Origin of the sequence: Blautia sp. 210820-DFI.6.14 (assembly GCF_020558815.1) — a bacterium.
GTDB classification, from domain to species: Bacteria; Bacillota; Clostridia; order Lachnospirales; family Lachnospiraceae; genus Blautia_A; species Blautia_A obeum.
Map to the genome: position 1 here is coordinate 54323 of NZ_JAJCKS010000008.1, position 18196 is coordinate 72518.

14 protein-coding genes and 1 tRNA gene are annotated in these 18196 nt (G+C 42.6%); 3 read left to right on the forward strand and 12 right to left on the reverse strand.

All coding sequences use genetic code 11. The annotated features are described in order from the left end of the window. Nucleotides 1-119: 119 nt before the first annotated feature. From LI112_RS08380 to LI112_RS08395, 4 genes are all read right to left on the reverse strand, one after another. Nucleotides 120-2003, reverse strand: coding sequence for an extracellular solute-binding protein (locus tag LI112_RS08380; RefSeq protein ID WP_022387764.1), 1884 nt, complete (start codon nt 2001-2003; stop codon nt 120-122). Then, nucleotides 2000-2815: an ABC transporter permease gene (locus tag LI112_RS08385; protein ID WP_022387763.1), complete on the reverse strand. Its 816-nt coding sequence runs from the start codon at nt 2813-2815 to the stop codon at nt 2000-2002. Before LI112_RS08385 ends, LI112_RS08380 begins: the two co-directional genes overlap by 4 nt. Continuing rightward, on the reverse strand, nt 2805-3878 hold the full coding sequence (locus tag LI112_RS08390) for an ABC transporter ATP-binding protein (RefSeq protein ID WP_227190529.1): 1074 nt from the start codon (nt 3876-3878) through the stop codon (nt 2805-2807). The genes LI112_RS08385 and LI112_RS08390 overlap by 11 nt, the downstream gene beginning before the upstream one ends. A gap of 278 nt (nt 3879-4156) precedes the next feature. Beyond that, on the reverse strand, nt 4157-4897 hold the full coding sequence (locus LI112_RS08395; RefSeq protein WP_044924808.1) for a DUF3825 domain-containing protein: 741 nt from the start codon (nt 4895-4897) through the stop codon (nt 4157-4159). 364 nt (nt 4898-5261) lie between these two features. On the opposite strand from LI112_RS08395, the gene LI112_RS08400 reads away from it, so the two are divergent. Beyond that, complete coding sequence (locus LI112_RS08400) at nt 5262-6131, forward strand: homocysteine S-methyltransferase family protein (RefSeq protein WP_005422212.1); 870 nt, start codon at nt 5262-5264, stop codon at nt 6129-6131. A gap of 165 nt (nt 6132-6296) precedes the next feature. On the opposite strand, the gene LI112_RS08405 is transcribed toward LI112_RS08400, so the two are convergent. The 7 genes from LI112_RS08405 to LI112_RS08435 form a co-directional block, all read right to left on the reverse strand. Then, on the reverse strand, nt 6297-7436 hold the full coding sequence (locus LI112_RS08405) for a DUF362 domain-containing protein (RefSeq protein ID WP_227190530.1): 1140 nt from the start codon (nt 7434-7436) through the stop codon (nt 6297-6299). 8 nt (nt 7437-7444) lie between these two features. Next, entirely contained in the window at nt 7445-9085 is a 1641-nt protein-coding gene (gene ptsP, locus LI112_RS08410) for a phosphoenolpyruvate--protein phosphotransferase (protein WP_227190532.1), read from the reverse strand. 20 nt (nt 9086-9105) lie between these two features. Next, the gene (locus tag LI112_RS08415; RefSeq protein WP_022388043.1) at nt 9106-10137 is read right to left on the reverse strand and encodes a spermidine/putrescine ABC transporter substrate-binding protein; all 1032 of its coding nucleotides are present in this window, start codon (nt 10135-10137) and stop codon (nt 9106-9108) included. Nucleotides 10138-10266: 129 nt separating this feature from the next. Beyond that, nucleotides 10267-11055 (reverse strand): ABC transporter permease, encoded by a 789-nt coding sequence (locus tag LI112_RS08420; RefSeq protein ID WP_022388044.1) that lies wholly within the window; start codon nt 11053-11055, stop codon nt 10267-10269. Further along, nucleotides 11052-11906 carry an ABC transporter permease gene (locus tag LI112_RS08425; RefSeq protein ID WP_022388045.1) on the reverse strand — a complete coding sequence of 285 codons (855 nt, stop codon included), beginning with the start codon at nt 11904-11906 and terminating at the stop codon, nt 11052-11054. Before LI112_RS08425 ends, LI112_RS08420 begins: the two co-directional genes overlap by 4 nt. After that, entirely contained in the window at nt 11903-13000 is a 1098-nt protein-coding gene (locus LI112_RS08430; RefSeq protein WP_227190534.1) for an ABC transporter ATP-binding protein, read from the reverse strand. The genes LI112_RS08425 and LI112_RS08430 overlap by 4 nt, the downstream gene beginning before the upstream one ends. A gap of 62 nt (nt 13001-13062) precedes the next feature. Continuing rightward, a complete protein-coding gene (locus tag LI112_RS08435; RefSeq protein WP_022388047.1) occupies nt 13063-14364 on the reverse strand; it encodes an amidohydrolase in 1302 nt (433 codons plus the stop codon). A 227-nt stretch (nt 14365-14591) separates the two neighbouring features. Here LI112_RS08435 and LI112_RS08440 point away from each other — a divergent pair. Continuing rightward, nucleotides 14592-14664, forward strand: a tRNA-Thr gene (locus LI112_RS08440). A gap of 51 nt (nt 14665-14715) precedes the next feature. On the opposite strand, the gene glgB is transcribed toward LI112_RS08440, so the two are convergent. Further along, a complete protein-coding gene (gene glgB, locus LI112_RS08445) occupies nt 14716-17001 on the reverse strand; it encodes a 1,4-alpha-glucan branching enzyme (RefSeq protein ID WP_227190536.1) in 2286 nt (761 codons plus the stop codon). Nucleotides 17002-17172: 171 nt separating this feature from the next. On the opposite strand from glgB, the gene LI112_RS08450 reads away from it, so the two are divergent. Further along, nucleotides 17173-18144 (forward strand): carbohydrate kinase, encoded by a 972-nt coding sequence (locus tag LI112_RS08450; RefSeq protein ID WP_227190538.1) that lies wholly within the window; start codon nt 17173-17175, stop codon nt 18142-18144. The last annotated feature ends 52 nt before the right edge of the window (nt 18145-18196 follow it).

Consider the following 18196-nt stretch of genomic DNA (forward strand, 5'->3'; position numbering starts at 1 on the left):
CCCTCCTCATATGACTTTTCTTTTTCTGTATTATACCTCTGTCAGACATTTTTCCGCAAGAAAAAAGACCTTCTACAGAAATCCATTTTCCATAGAAAGTCTTTTCTTTGTTTTATGCTTTATGAGGATTTTACTTTATTCCAGAGATCGCCATACACCTGGTCAGCCTCTGTTCCAAGATACTGGAATGTTTCCAGATTATCATATTTGGAAAGGTCCGGGAATGCGATCTCACTGTTTCGGATAGATTCATCCTCGATCAGTTCTCTCGCAGCTTCATTCGGCGTAGAATACGTAATGTATTCAAAGTTCATCAACGCAATATCCGGTCTGCAGAGGAAATTGATAAATTTTTCTGCATTTTCTTTATGTTCTGCATTTTTCGGGATTACCCAGGAATCGATCCAGATATTGGATCCTTCCTTCGGGATCACATACTCCAGATTTGGGTTTTCTTTCTGTGTGTAAATTGCCTCACCGGAATAGATTACACCAAGTGCAGCTTCATTTCCGATCATTTTATCACGCACCTGGTCGATCACATATGCCTGAACCAACGGTTTCTGTTCAATCAACAAATTTTTTGCCTCAGTCAGCTCGTCCAAATCTGTGGAATTCAGAGAATAGCCAAGATATTTCAGTGTCACGCCAAATGCATCACGGACTGAATCCTGCATCAGAATATTATCCTTGTATTTCGGATCCCAGAGAATAGACCAGCTGTCCACCGGCTCATCTACCATCATCTTGTTATACAGAATGCCGACAGTTCCCCAGCAGTACGGCACGGAATATTTATTCTCCGGATCAAACTGCCTTGACTGCTCCAGATACTGTTTCCCGATATTTTTAAGATTTGGAATGTTATCAAAATTAATCTCGGAAAGCAGATCATTTTCAATCATTCGCTGAATCATATAATCACTCGGGCAGATCACATCGTATGCGATCGCACCGGAACTGATCTTTGGATACAGAATCTCATTTGTTTCAAATTCTTCATAAACAATATCAATTCCCGTTTCTTCTTCAAACATCGTCAGGACTTCCGGATCAATATATTCGCCCCAGTTGTATACAACCAGTTTCTCTCCATTCATGACATCGTTTTCTTTTGCATAATAGAAACCACCACCAATAAAGACAATACAGATTGCAACAGGAACTACACGCTGAATCAGGATCTTTTTCACTCTGGAAGGCTTGCGGACTTTTTTCTTTCTGACCACAGTTTCCTCTTCTTCCTTCGGTGAATAGTTGATCAAAAGGAGCAGCACCAGAACTGTCACAAACATGATCGTAGAAAGTGCATAGATCTCCGGTTTGATCCCTTTACGAACTTCTGTATAGATTTTTGTGGAAAGTGTATCAATTCCAGGTCCTTTTGTAAAATGCGTGATTACAAAATCATCCAGAGACATGGTAAATGCAAGCATAAATCCAGAAAGTACTCCCGGTACAATGTCCGGGAAAACAACTTTAAAAAACGCTTTGACCGGTGATGCACCAAGATCCAGCGCAGCCTCATATGTATAACGGTTCGTCTGCTTCAGCTTCGGTAATACGCTTAAGATCACATACGGAATATTGAACGTAATATGTGCGATCAGGATCGTTCCGAAGCCAAGTGTCATATGAAATGCAATAAAAAGAAGCATCAAAGACACACCCATCACGATCTCCGCATTCATCATCGGGATATTGGTAAGTCCCATATACATGGTCTTCCACTTCTGCTTCATTCCCTGAATCGCGATTGCAGCGGCCGTGCCAATGACCGTTGCGATTGCAGCCGAAACAAACGCTATGATAAGTGTGGTATAAAACGCGCTCATGATCTGTTCATTTTTGAGAAGTTCTTTATACCATTTCAGTGTAAATCCACCCCATTTTGCTCTTGTCTTAGACTGGTTAAAAGACAGAACGATCAACGTTACGATCGGGGCATATAATAAAATAAAAATAAGGGCCAGGTATATCTTCTGTAAATATTTTCTGATCAAAATGCCGCACCCCCGTCCTCATTATCGTATTTTGCCACAAGTGCCATACTTGCAATGATAAATACCATCAGTACCAGGGACAGACCACTTCCAACATGCCAGTTGCTGTTCTGTTTGAATGACTGCTCAATGACATTACCGATCAGAAGGATCTTTCCGCCTCCAAGAAGGTCAGAAATAACGAAGGTTGTCAGCGCCGGTACAAACACCATCGTAATACCGCTGATCACACCCGGAATACTCAGTGGAAAAATGACCTTCCAGAAAGTCTGTACGGAATTGGCTCCCAGATCACGTGCTGCATTGATAACATTTCTGTCAATCTTGATCAGTACATTATAGATTGGAAGCACCATAAATGGCAGAAAATTGTATACCATTCCAAGAATGATGGCATATGGTGTATTAATGATCTCCAGCGCCGGTAAATGCAGGAAACTTAAAACACTGTTGATGACACCATTCTTTTCAAGCAATGTCTGCCATGCCAGTGTACGGAGAAGAAAGTTCATCCACATTGGCAGAATAAAGACCAGCACAATAAAACTTGTCTGGTTTACCTGTTTCTGGCTCAGGATCATTGCCAGCGGATATGCCAGAATCAAGCAGATTGCCGTACTCAAAAATGACAGAAGAATGGACATGCCAAGTGCCTTCAGATTCTCCGGTGTCGTGATCTGTGCCAGATTGGAAAATGTAAAACTACCCTCATCACTGGTAAATGCATAATACACGATCACCAACAGCGGAATCACTACAAATGACACGGACCAGAACAGATACGGACCGGCAAGCAAACGCTTATTCTTCAATGTTTACCGCCTCCTCATCTTCCGATTCCGGTTTTTTCATGATCTGGATATCAAACGGATTCACATGAATGCTGACTTCTGCTCCAACCGGGAACATATCTGTGCTGTGCACCAGCCACTCATAGTTGTTCGCCATGACTTCCATCTCATAATGTACACCTTTGAAGATCATATGTGTGACTACACCGTCAATGCTTCCCTGCCCCGGTTTCAGAAGATCGATATCTTCCGGACGGATGACAACGTCAACCGGCCGGTTCTGTCCGAACCCTTCATCCACACATGGAAAATTAACACCCAGTATCTTAACAAGACGATCCTGCACCATTGTCGCGGAAATGATATTACTCTCACCGATAAAGTCCGCCACAAAAGCATTCTCCGGCTCATTGTAGATTTTTTCCGGTGTTCCGATCTGTTGGATATACCCCTGATTCATGACCACGATCGTATCAGACATGGTAAGTGCCTCTTCCTGATCATGTGTTACATACAGAAAGGTGATCCCCAGCTCATTTTTGAGACGGATCAGCTCATACTGCATATCCTGTCGAAGCTTCAGGTCCAGCGCACCGAGCGGCTCATCCAGAAGCAGTACCTTCGGCTCATTTACGATTGCACGTGCGATTGCAATACGCTGCTGCTGTCCACCACTCAAAGAATCCGGCATGCGTTTCTCAAAACCATCCAGATTCACAAGCTTCAATGCATATTTGATCTTGTCATAAATATACTGTTTGCTTTTATTCTTTATCTTTAATCCAAAAGCAATGTTATCCGCAATGTTCATATGAGTAAACAACGCATATTTCTGAAATACGGTATTCAGCTGACGCTTATTCGCCGGAAAATTCGTGATATCCTGCCCGTCAAAGATCACACGCCCTTTATCCGGTGTCTCGAATCCTCCTAAAATACGAAGTGTAGTAGTCTTTCCACATCCACTCGGACCAAGTAATGTCAGGAATTCATTCTCCCTGATGTAAAGATTCAGTTCATCCAGAACTGTCTGCATCCCGTAGGATTTGGAAATGTCGATCAAGTCGATCAGCTTATTGCTCATTGGTTGTTCCTCCCTAAAAAGTATCCCCTCTTTTTCATAAGAAAAATTATTAATAACAACTTTATTTTTGTATCATAAAAGCGTTACGATTTCAATAGATTTTGCGAGATTTTAACATAAAATAATACGGTACTTTTAAGATATTCTGATCTTTTTTCCGTACAGTAACAAGATTTTCTGTACAGCTGATTTTCAACGATGGTTTATTGTCCGAAGCAACGCTCAACGAAAGATTACATGTTTTTCCTGTATCACTCTCTATTGCTGCGATCATCTCTTCACGGATAAAGCCAGCTGCTGTGGATTTTTGCCAGCAGTCTTGCATTATGATATGCCATTTTTAATGTCAGACATGTCCTGCCCAGATATTTGCTCCCATCCTCTGTCTTTACACAGGCAAGTGCCAGATCAGCTCTGTCCGGATTTTGCAGACAGACAGGAATGAGAAACTGGATTCCATGGTTATAATACTGCGGAATGGCTGTCCGATAATCGGCCTCAAGCATTCTTTTTGTCTGCCGCAGAGCGCCGTCAAACAGTTGTACTTTCATCACACTGCCGCGAATCGTCTCCGGAAGTCTCTGACAATTCTCCGTTTCTTCAAAAATATGTTCATACTGAGGCACGATATCCAGTCCGGTATCAAAAATAAGTTCTGCCGGATCTGTTACATATGCTGCACGTTTCGGAAGATTGACAATTCCTGATTTTAATAAATGATATTCTGTGTAGAAGCCGTCCAGAAACCATCTCTGCCTGTCCGGCACCAGATTTGGGATAAAATATGCGTAGACCGGCTGATAATACATATTAAAAAGTCCTGTATTAAAAATTGCGTATTCCTCTGTCTCCAGTAATTTTTCTTCTTCATATACCCGCTGAAATGTATGCTCCAGATACCCTTTCAGGATTCCATTGTCATCATTGCCTCCAAAACTCCATTTTTCCGGGACGATTCTGGCCAGATTCTGTATCTGCCGATTGTAGTTCCCGCAGTACGTGTACTCAAACAGATTCAATTATTTTACCTCCTGCATTTTGATTCCATTACTTATATTAATATTGTATTTGGGAAAATCTCCGACAGAACTGCCGGTAAAGAATATATATAGAAAATAGCACAACTTTTCTTCTGAGACAATTTCGAGTTCTGTCGAAAGATGTCTTCTTTTTATTATTTGCGGGATTATGCCTGTAAACACTACTGGTTTTATAACCTCCAGATCTGCTTTGTATATAAATCAGGTTGAATGATTTTTCTATAGTAATCCCACATGGTACATGCTATAATAGGGAACTGAAATAAGCACTTTCCGACGGAAATGCGGAGCTTACAGGTAAGTTGCTTATATATTTATTTTTCAAGGAGGCAACGAACTTAATATGACTAAAGAAGAATTTCGAAAACTGACTGAGAATATACTGATTCTGGATGGTGCCACAGGCTCCAACCTGATGGCAAGTGGTATGCCACGCGGTATCTGTACGGAAACCTGGGTTATCGATCACAAAGATATTATCCAGGATCTGCAGCGTGCCTATATTCAGGCAGGAAGTCAGGTAATCTATGCTCCTACTTTTGGCGGAAACAGTATAAATCTTGAGAAACACGGACTCAGAGATAAGATTGAAGAGATCAACCGTACTCTGGTCGGCTATTCTAAGGAGCTGGCCGGCAGCGGTATCTATGTAGCCGGTGATATCACTACTTCAGGATCTTTTATCACAGCTGATGGAGATTATACTTACACAGAAGCTTATAATATGTATCAGGAACAGATCCGTATTCTGGCAGATGCAGGTATTGATCTGATTGCAGCTGAAACAATGATCAATATTGAAGAAACTCTTGCAGCTGTAGATGCCGCCGCTTCTGTATGTGATCTTCCGATCATGTGTACCATGACTGTTGAAGCTGATGGAAGTATCTTCAGTGGTGGAAATGCTGTGGAAGCAGCTGTTTCTCTTGAAGCAGCCGGCGCAGATGCTGTAGGTATCAACTGCTCAGTGGGACCTGATCAGCTGGTATCTGTTGTTCGAAACATTAAAGAAAATGTTTCTATTCCAGTTATCGCCAAACCAAATGCCGGTATGCCGGTCATCGATGAAAAGGGAAATGCTGTATACAGCATGAATGCAGAAGAATTCGCCCATCATATGAAAGTCCTGATTGAAAACGGTGCTTCTGTTGTTGGTGGTTGCTGCGGTACCACTCCTTCATTCATCAAAGCTTTGCATGACACGATCAGATAAGCGATAATTTTTGTTTAAACTGATCCAGTTTGTAAATTTTGATCGGACACAACTTATAAACAAACAATCTAAAGGAGCTTTTGCAAAACAGACACATATTCATCTATAATGCAGAAGCTCCTTTTCCATGCAACAATTTAAGGCATGATTGAATTTCCGGCCTAATCATTTCACCTGGATTGCTTTTTCGGGGCACATCTCCTGGCAGCAGAAACAACGGATACATTTCTTATAATCATATACTGGTGGATTCTCTCTGCCTTTACGGAAATCAACGGCCTTGTCCGGAACCGGACAGCTCTTCACACAAATCCCACACCGGATACAACGCTCCGGCTCAATATAAGGCTTCTTCTGAAAAATATTCAAGGCTTTCGCAAGACGTTCCCACATACCGGAACGTACCACTCTCCGGTCCACATCAAAATACGAATTTCCATACTGTGCTACTGCATCCTTCATTGAAATCTCACCGGACGGAGTAACAATTTCAATTTCTTCCGAACGCCAGGTACCAAGTCCCATTTTTTCTCCATGATAATTCGTTGGAACCATCTCCGGATTCAGATGGATCAAGTTACAGAACACACTATCAAGTGCAACCGGATCCCGTGACATCAGCATCACATTCATTGGAGCAGGATCTCCGGAACCTGGTCCGTTCCCCTCCATGGCCACAATTCCGTCCATAATATACAGCCGCGGCTTCACATACTGATTCAGATCGACAAGCATACGGGCAAAACTGTCTGCACTTGGGTACAATGTATGACCTTTGGCTTTGTGAAATCCATAAACGAATCCATAGCTGTTTTTCACAGCTCCCGTGATGCGTTCCAGTGCATGCGTCTTCATTTTGCAAAGAGAGATCACACAGTCTTTTTCCAGAAGTTCTTTCGGCAAAATAAATTCTTTTGCCTGTATTCCTTTCGGATAGTCTACATGGATTCCCGTCGTATAATCAATAGCCGGAATATCCAGTTTCTCAAGATACATATCCATTCCTGTCCCATGAATCACTTTAGAAGTTGTTCCATTTCCGCAGGAATCTGCAAGTGCCATATCCTGATATCCTTTTTCTCGCATCAGTCGGGCAAACATTCCCACAACCGTAGGATGTGTGATCACTGCCTTATCAACTTCCGCTTTCTTTAGAAGATTCGGCTTCAGCAATACAGACTCTTCTTTACCGACAATATTCTCGATTCCGCCCAGAAGCTCCAGTCCGATTTCAAGATTCTCATAAACAATTTCTTCCCTGTAAGAATTACAGGGAAGAAGAATGACTTTACTTTTTTTATTCATTATAATCCTCATTTAACAGCAGAACCTTTCTCTCCGCCAAGATCTGTCTCACGAATTGCTTTTCGTACCGGAAGTACACACGCCGGAACAACAGACAGGAAATCAACTCCCATCTCCAGAAATTTTTTCGTCAGTGCTGTGTCCGCTGCGATTTCTCCGCAAATGCCAACCTTACGGCCTTCCTGATGTGCCGCATCCACAACCATACGCACCATACGAAGAATTGCCGGATGATGATCGTTGTATTTGTCTTTCAGAAGAGGATTCTGACGATCCATCGCAAGCGTATACTGTGTCAGGTCATTGGTTCCAATACTTAAGAAATCAACATGTTTTGCAAGTTCCCGGCTGATCATGACTGCTGCCGGTGTCTCAATCATGATTCCTGTCATGATCTCTTTAAATGGAATGTCTTTTTCGCGCAGTCCTTCTTTTACTTCCTCAATGATCTGCCATATCTCATCCATTTCTTCCTCAGAATCGATCATCGGGAACATCATTGCGAGATTACCATACGCACTGGCACGATAAATTGCACGAAGTTGTGCTTTAAACATTCTTCTTCGGTCAAGACAGAGACGAATCCCACGGTTGCCCATGATAGGATTGGTTTCCTGCGGAATATCCAGATACGGAGCCTGCTTGTCTGCTCCAAGATCCGCAGTACGGATCACCGCAAGTCTCTCACCCATTGTCTCTGCTACTTTTTTATATGCACGGAAAAGTTCATTTTCTCTCGGATAATTTTCTCTTCCAAGATACTGGAACTCACTTCGCAGAAGCCCAATTCCCTTGGCGCCATAAAAAAGGACACTGCTCAGATCACTCATATTTCCAATATTGGCATAAAGACCAATATTGCTGCCATCCTTTGTTTCATCTTTCTGTGCCTTCAGTTTCAGAAGTTCCTCTCTCTCTCTTCGATCCGCTTCCAGACGAATCTCATATTCTTTCTGGATTTCCGCATCCGGGTTAAGATAAAAAGTTCCTGTATAACCATCTACGATTGCTGTCTTTCCATCCCACTCATCATCAGCTGCAACATCGACCAAAGTTGGAATTTCCATTGTTTTCGCCATAATTGATGCATGAGATACTGCTGAACCATGATGCATGACCACAGCCAGAAGTTTATCCTTGTCCATTTCCATAATCTCAGTCGGCGACAATGCCTCCGCAACCAGAATCACAGGTTCGTCCCCAAGATTAATACGGATGGCTGCACCACCCAGTATCTGGATCAGACGGTTGGAAATCTCCTGCATATCATTGATTCTTCTTCGAATGACCGGCTCTTCCAGATGTCGGAATGTCTCAACCAGTTCATCTCTGTTGATCATAACTGCATAAGCAGCATTTACCTTTTCATTGGCAATGCTGCTTTCAATTGCATTCTGGTAACTTTCAGATTCCAGAAGTTTGATCTGGCGCATGAAAACGCCGGCCTCCTGTTCATTCAGAAGCCGACTGGCTTCATACAGTTCATTCAGTTTCTGAACTGCCTGAATCCGGGCTTCCTGAAAATTACTGATTTCTTTTTTTATGTTGCTGACCAGACACTGACGTATCTGGTATTCCCCTCTGCTGTAATACAGTATCTTGCCGATGGCTATTCCTGAAAAGGTAGCAGTACCTTTATAGATTTCCATCCTGCTTCCCCCTTATTTTATCAGTCGCAGGCAGCTTTGAACTCTGTCCAGTTCTTATTGTAAGCTTCTTCTGCTTCTGCGCTGATATTTTCTACTGCTGATCCCTCTGTTACGGAATCCGGTACTACAAGGTCCTGATTCTCAAGCAGGGAATCTGCTGCTTTGTTTGTGCAGTAGTATCCGATATAATCGAAACATTTTGCTGCATTTTCCGGCTGAAGAATGTAATCCATGAACTGATATGCCTCATCCTTGTCCGGTGCCTGGCTCGGAATGAACATTCCCATTACACCAAATCCAAGACCTTCTTCCGGATATACGACTTTAAGGTCCGGATTTTCCTGAAGGGCGGCTGTTACCTGTGAAGTGTACAGGAATGCAACACTTGCCTCTCCGTTCAGAAGAGAATCCTGTGTATTGTCATCCTGAATCAGACGAACATTCGGTGCAAGCTCCAGAAGTTTCTCACCTGTTTTAGCGATATCATCTGTATCCTGATCATTGAAATCCTGACCAAGTACAAGGTTTGTGATACCATTGATAACACGATAGTTTGCAGTCAGTGCAATGCTATCTTCAAGTGACGGATCCCAGAGATCATTATATCCCTTGATATCAATATCTACCATATCCGGATCATATACGATCAGCGGAATACCTGCTCCATATGGTGCAGTATATTCATCGTTCGGATCATAGAACTGTCCCTGATACAGCGGGTTGATGTTGTCCCATCCGGATAATTTGGATGTGTCCAGTTTCTCTACAAGACCTTCCTCGATTGCTGTCTGGATAATATAATCATCTGCAACAACAACGTCATAGTCTCCACCTTTTGCCATGGAAAGCTTTTCCAGCATGTTTTCATCAGTGTCGAAATTGGAATATACCACTTTTATTCCAGTTTCTTCTTCAAAACCATCCAGTACTTCCTGTGGGAACATGTTTTCCCATGTGTAGAGTACAAGCTCTTTGGAATCTGCACTTACAGACACGCTCATAGCCGGAATGACCATTGCTGCACATAATGCGCATACTACTAATTTTTTCATAGCCTTCTCTCCTCTTGTCTTTTATTATAAACTCTTCATGAAGCCTATGAATTTAAGTATAGCCTACTTTGACTTCATTGAAAAGAGTTTATTCATTGTTTTTGCTATTTTTGACTTTTTTGGTCCTGATTATTTAGTTCTATGTTTTGTCAGCTTTCCGATCAGGTTATAAACCAGAAGGATCAACAGCGTAAACACCAGCATGATCGTGCAGAGAGCATTGACCTCCGGCGTAACACCGGTCTTGATCTGGGTATAGACCTTAATCGGCAAAGTTGCCAGACGTGGTCCGTTGATAAAGATACTGATGACGACATCGTCCATGGACATTGCAAACGCCAGAAGGGATCCGGACAACACCGCCGGCATGATCAGCGGTAAGATGATGTCCCAGAATGCCCGGAAGGGACCGGCTCCGAGGTCTCTCGCTGCTTCCTCAAGCGACGGATCCATGCCCGCCAGTCGTGCCTTGACTTCCATCAGTATATATGGCACACAGAAAACGGTATGACCGATCAGTAATGTCAGCATACCAAATGGCAGATTCATCATATAGAAAAATGCCATCAGTACCATACCAAGGATGATCTCAGGGATCATCAGCGGTAAAATAGAAATATATTCCAGAATCCCTTTTGTCTTCCAGTGGATCCTGGAAAGTCCTACTGCACCCAGGGTGCCGATCACAGCAGATACCAGGCAGCTCACCACACCCAGAAAAAGGCTGTTTCCCAGCGCTTCCAGCATGGCATCATCATGAATCAGCTCCTGATACCATTTCAGTGAAAATCCTGTAAATCGAACAGGAAGTTTTGATTCATTAAAGGAAAATACGATAACTACCGCAATCGGCAGATACATCAGTACAAAAATCAGTCCAAGATAAAACCCGGAGAGCTTTGAATTCTTTTTTTTCATCCCACACCCTCCAATTCTTTTGCATTTGTTACTTTTCGATACAGCATGATCATCAGTGTTGTAAGGATCATCAGGACAACTGCCAGCGCCGCTGCAAACGGCCAGTTGTTTCCTTTTGTCATCTGTTCCTGGATCAGGCTGCCGACGAGAACGATCTTATTTCCACCAAGAATATCAGCAATAAAGAACAAACCCATGGACGGAATAAATGTCAGAATCACACCGGATAACAGCCCCGGCAGTGTCAGTTTAAAAGAAACCGTCCAGAAAGCTTTAAAGGGGCTTGCTCCAAGATCTCTTGCCGCTTCCACCAGTGACCAGTCCAATTTTTCTGCGCTGGAATATACAGACAGGATCATAAATGGAAGAAGCACATAAGTCATACCGATCACGATTGCCGGATAGCTGTACAAGATACGCAAAGGTTTCTCGATCAGTCCAAGGCTCTTAAGGGCATGATTCAGAAGCCCCTTTGTCTGTAAAATGATCATCCAGCCATACAGACGAATCAAGGAATTGACCCAGAACGGCAGCATCAGAAAGATCATAGCACGTTTTTTCCACTGTTCAGAAAGCTTCGCCATAAAGTAGCCAAACGGATAACCGATCAGACAGATAATGATCGTACTGGTCACAGCAAGCTGGAAAGAACCGGTGAATGTTTTCATATAGACCGGATCAAGAATTTTTTTATAATTTGCGAGTGTAAATACCCACTCCACACCATGACCTGCTTTTGGCTGTGCAAAGCTTAATGCCACCATATAAAGCAGCGGGCCTGCAACAAAAATGATCGTAAAGATATACAACGGCAGGATCATCCAGACAGAGCCGGATTTATGTTTCTTCATACTGCCGCCCCGCTTTCTGTCTCAGACGGTAGATCAACCAGAACCGCATTCTCAGCATCAAAATGACAGGTAACTTTCTGTCCCGGCTGCACACCGGCATCAATTCCATGTCTGTTTGCAATAACTTCTGTTCCATCTGCAAGCTTCAACACAACACGAAGAAGTCCGCCTGCAAAACTTTTTTCAACAACAACCGCTTCCATACCACTCTGGCAGGTCTCATCAAAAATCATATTCTCACTGCGGACAGCCAGCGTCACTGGTGTACCCGGAGCAATTTTTTTGCATTCTGCCACAGCAGAAACAATACTGCCTGCAAGTGAAACTTTGAGAATATCTGCTTCTGTTTCCTGCGCAGTACCTTTTAAAATATTGGCATTTCCAACAAAAGTCGCCACATAACTGGTTTTTGGATGATTATAGATCTCATCCGGTGTCCCAATCTGTTCAAAGGTTCCTTTATTCATGACAGCAATACGGTCGGACATGTTAATTGCCTCTTCCTGGTCATGCGTAATATAAATAAAAGTAATTCCAAGCTTTTTCTGTAACCTCTTCAGTTCAAGCTGCATGGCACGGCGCAGCTGCAGATCCAGTGCTCCCAACGGCTCATCCAGAAGCAGCACCTTCGGATTATTGACCAGCGAACGGGCAATTGCCACACGCTGTCTCTGTCCACCGGAAAGTTCTGACGGCTTTCTCTTCTCGTATCCTGGAAGCTGTACCAGTTCCAGCATCTCAGATACTCGTTTTTTAATCTCTGCTTTTGGTATCTTTTTTAATTTCAGTCCATATCCAATGTTATCCGCCACTGTCATATGTGGAAATAACGCATAATTCTGAAATACTGTATTTACATCACGTGCTTCCGGTGCCAGTGCTGTGACATCTTTTCCCTCCAGATATACCTTGCCGGAATCCGGTGTCTCCAGACCTGCTATGATACGCAGAGTTGTCGTCTTTCCACATCCCGAGGAACCCAGAAGTGTAATAAACTCCCCCTTGTCGATAGAGAGACTGATTTCCTTCAGAACCACTTCATCTTTTGAAAACGACTTCCTGATATCTTTTAATTCCAAACATTTTTCTGCCATTTGTCTTTTGTCTTTCCTCCTGCTGTTTTATTGTATTCCTGCATTCAGCAATTCCTTACATTTTATTCTATCGTATTCTTCACATACTGAATGTAACTTTCCTTATTGAATACTGGTGTATAGCTTTTTGTAATCTTTTTTGCTTCCTGTCCGCCATTCTTAAGAAGTTTATATACAGTCAGTGCCAGAAGCTTCGCCGGTAAAATATAGGCTTTTTCCGGATCTGTGATCTTGAAATCTGCCCCATGAAGTTTTCCTTCAAAACCCTTGAATGTAAAATTCACAACCGGAACAAGATGGCTGAGATCTCCTACATCCGTGCAGGCATTATTAAAATCACCTTTCTGTACTGTACGATAATTCAGTCCAAGATCATCCGCCGCCTCGATCAGTGCGTTATCTGCTGCTCTCGGGATGATCGGCATATAACCCTGAAGCTTCTCCATTTCTATTTTTCCACCAAAAGCATAGGCTGAACCGGCATACGCACGATTTACCATATCTGTAATCTCACAAATCTTGTCAAGCGATGCTGCACGAACCTTCGTCTCAACAATTGCCTCGTCTGGCACACTGTTGATCACATCGCCGGCCTTCCGGATCACATTATGAAGTCGAACATGATCTTCTTCACGGAAAGTCTCACGCATCAGTCCCATCATTTGAATTGCACTTGTCGTTATACTTAAAGCATTGACACCATTCCATGGGTCAATAGCTCCATGTGCAGCCTTTCCCCGCACCGTAACACGCTCTGCACTGTAGCCATTACAGGCCGGATTCCCAAGATAAAAATCTTCTTCAACAGGAACCATATGCACATGCGTCGTTAACGCAATGTCCGTATCGTCGAAGACACCTGTGCGAATCATCTCGCTTTTACCGCAACAGAACTCAATGCCTTCTTTTTTTAATCTGGCACGTTTGTCTGCATCAATGTACTCCTCTGCAGGAACTGCAAGAAAATTCACAGTTCCCGCAAGACATTTCTGCACATCCGGATCTGCCATTGCGATCGCACATCCGATCATTGCCGCCATCTGTGCATGATGACCGCAGGCATGTGCCACGCCTGTTACCGGATTCGCATTGGGATGGGAATGACATCCAATCGCATCCAGTTCTCCGATCACAGTCAGGGAAGGACCTTCTTTTATACTTTTCGTTCCCTTCACACCGGTACGGGCAAGATGTTCTGTCACTTTATATCCTAAATTCTTCAGAACTTCTGCAGTCTTCCCGGCTGTACGAAATTCTTCATATCCAGGTTCCGGATGCGCTGCAATATCCTCAGCAAATGCAATGATCTGATCTTTATGTACATCAATCAGCCGCAAAATACGCTGTCCGGTTTCATCTATCATAAAACTCATCTCCCTCTGCCACTTCTGGATGTTATCTGCTTCATTCAGACAACTTGACAGAATGGCACTTTAACAAGTTAACGCGTTATACAAATACTATATTCATATTCTCATATCATAACATAAATCTCACTCATTGCAAGTACTGAAAATAATGCAGGGGAAAACAAAATTTTTCTTGCATTTTATCAAAAATACGCTATAATATATTTTGTGTCTGAACACAAGCTGAAATAGCTCAGTTGGTAGAGCACTTCACTCGTAATGAAGGGGTCGTGGGTTCGAGTCCCATTTTCAGCTTTCTTTTTTTGCCCAAAAATGCCGCCAGATTCTATTCTGACGGCATTTCTATTATACTGCAATATCTTTTTTTACTGTTTTTCTGGAAACGGTCTTTTTTTCACCGGTTTTCTTCGCTACTGTTTTCTTTACAGCTACTTTTTCTGCAGCAACCTTTTTTGCACTTTCCTTCTTCGGTGCTGTCTTGCGGGCGGTCTTTTTGGCAGTTGTCGGTTTCTTCGCTGCTACTGCCAGTTTCTCCGGCTTTTTGCCCGGTGTGCAGGAAAAAACAGCCACACCCAGTGCAGGAAGCTTAAAGGTAACAGAATATTCTCTTTCATCACAATCTGCCCGTTTGCAGGTTTTTGCCCTTACGTTTACTATTCCCTGTCCGCCATATTCTTTGCGGTCACTGTTGAAGATCTCTTTGTATTTTCCGTAGAATGGAACACCCATCTGATAATTCTCATATGGAACTGCAGCAAAATTACATACCGCAAGAAGTGTTTCTTCAGGGTTTTCTGTTTTGCGAAGGAATGTCAGGACATTTTCTTCATATTTCATAAGCTGGATCCATTCAAATCCTTCATAATCATTATCCATGAGTGACAATGCCGGCTGAGAGACATACATCTCATTCAAATCGTGGATAAATCTCTTCATTCCATCCGTAAGCTCTTTGTCCGGTGCCATCATTTTGCAGCCTGGATGCAGCATCATGTAGGAATATGCAGCCCGGATCTGGCTCAGTTTCTGTAACTCATCACCTGGAAGTTTTGCCATAAAACTCTTCTGATCACCGGTTTCTCTGCTTCCAAGCGGAAGAACAAAGTGTTCGCAGTAAGTGTACAGCATAGAAAGTGTCAACTGATCATGTACATACTGACGCTCGATCGGATCTTTGGAAAGGTAATTCAGAAAATCTCCAGCCCAGTTGTTATTCCATTTATAAGAGAAACCAATATTGTCATCCTCAACACTTCCAGTAAGTTCTGACCAAAGACCATCTTCCTGCGCGATCGTAATCGTTCCTGGAAGCTTCTTTGCCAAAATAGAATTAAGATGTTTCAGCAATTCTACAGCTGCAAGATTTTCATTGGTTCCATAAATATTTGGTCTCCACTGTCCATATTCTCTGCCAAAGTCAAGATACAGCATAGAATCCACATCATCCAGTCTTAAACCATCTGCATGATAGAATTCCAGCCAGTAAAAAGCATTTGCCAGAAGAAAATCTTTGACCATCGGACTTTCAAAATTGAATAAAAGAGTTCCCCACATCGGATGAATAGCCATTGATGGATCCGGATTTTCATATAAAGGTGTTCCATCAAACTGTTCTAATCCACCCTCAGTTCTTGGAAAATGCGAAGGTGTCCAATCCAGGATCACACCAATATTTTCTTTATGAAGTTCATTTATTAACTTCTGAAAATCTGCCGGTGTTCCAAATCTGCGATCTGGTGCATAATATGCAAATGTACTGTATTCTCCAGCTTCATCATCAAGATATTCCATTACCGGATGAAGTTCCACATGTGTATATTTCAGATTTTTAAGATATTTAACAAGCTCGGCAGCATTTTTCCATTTGGAAAGACTGGTCTCATAAATAGAAATCGGCTGTTTACGATCGCTGAATCTTTCACGATCTTTCATCCAGGCTTCATCATCCCATTTAAACCCACGAAGATCTGTAACAACAGAGGCCGATGCCGGAGGAACCTCCGTACAGGCAGCATATGGATCCGATTTAAGCTGTACTGCACCGCCTTTTAGTTTTATTTCATATTTATAGATTTCACCGGCTTTCACACCTGGAATAAACAATTCAAAAATACCAGACATAGGCATACGATGCATCATATGGCAGCGACCATCCCAGTTATTAAAATTGCCTACTACGCTGACACGGAGTGCATTTGGTGCCCAGACTGCGAATGCAGTTCCTTCCACACCATTAATTTCCATCGGATGAGCCCCAAGCTTCTCATATGCATGATAAAAAACACCTGCACAGAAAGCTTTTTCTTCTGCTTCTGTAATCTGTCCCGGAAATGCATAAGGATCCGCAAATGTCCTGGTTTCTTTTCCTCTGGTAATGCGATACTGATATGCCGGGATCTTTCTTCCCGGAATCATTGCCGCAAAGTAACCGGCATCATCCTGTTTCTCCATCTCATATGCCTTTTTATCTACAAGAACTTCTGCCTTCTCTGCATCCGGAAAAAATCCCTGGATCAGAATACCATCTGCAGTAAGCCGAGGCGCCATCAGATCTTTCGGCGATGCTTCTTCTGCATAAACAACTGCTTCAATCTCCGGCCAGTCCATATATTTATATACTTTGCTTTCCATAATTCATGCCTCCATTCTGAAATACAATTCTCAAATTGCATTCCTTTGTTTTAGTTTATCATTTTTTTGTATAAAAATAAAGAATATACCGAAATTAGTTTGACAAAAAGAGTTCTCTACGATAAATTGAATATATCAAAGAACATATGAAACAAGGAGGTCTTTATTGATATGGAAAAAAGACAATTTGATGTAACAGCTCTTGGCGAGCTTCTTATTGACTTCACTGAAAACGGTTTCAGTTCCCAGGGCAACCCTCTTATGGAAGCCAATCCGGGTGGAGCCCCATGTAATGTTCTTGCCATGCTGGAACGTCTTGGAAAAAGAACTGCTTTTATCGGCAAAGTCGGCAAAGATATGTTCGGAAATCAGTTAAAATCAGCGGTTGAAGAGGTCGGTATCGACACACGCAATCTGATTCTGGACGAAAAATATCATACCACTCTTGCCTTTGTTCATACATATCCGGATGGTGACCGTGATTTTTCTTTCTATCGAGATCCAGGTGCAGATATGATGCTCACTAAAGACGAAGTTCAGAAGGAACTGATTGAATCCTCCCGCATCTTCCATTTCGGAACACTCTCTTCTACTCACGAAGGTGTACGTGAAGCTACCCGCCATGCGATTGAACTTGCCAAAGAAGCCGGATGTATCATTACCTTTGACCCTAACCTGCGTCCACCTCTCTGGAAATCCCTGGATGATGCCAAAGCTGAGATTGAATACGGCATGTCCAAATGTGATGTTCTCAAAATCTCCGATAATGAAGTAGAATTCATGTGTGGTACAACAGATTATGATAAAGGTGCTGCTATGATCCAGGAGAAATACAACATTCCGCTCATCCTTATCACACTGGGTAAGGATGGAAGCCGTGCATACTATAAAAATATGCGAGTAGAAGCAGCTCCATTCCTTCAGGAAAATACAATAGAGACTACCGGTGCCGGAGATACTTTCTGTGCAAGTACTTTAAATTATGTACTTGACCACGGCCTCAATGATCTCACAGAAGAAAATCTGAAAGAACTTCTTACTTTTGCAAATGCTGCTGCATCTCTCATTACCACACGAAAGGGTGCACTTCGCGTTATGCCAACCCGCGAAGAAGTCGAAGCTTTTATTGAAAGCCGCAAATAATTTTTCAAAACTTTTCTAACTGAATATACAAAAGGTCCCGGACGATTTTATC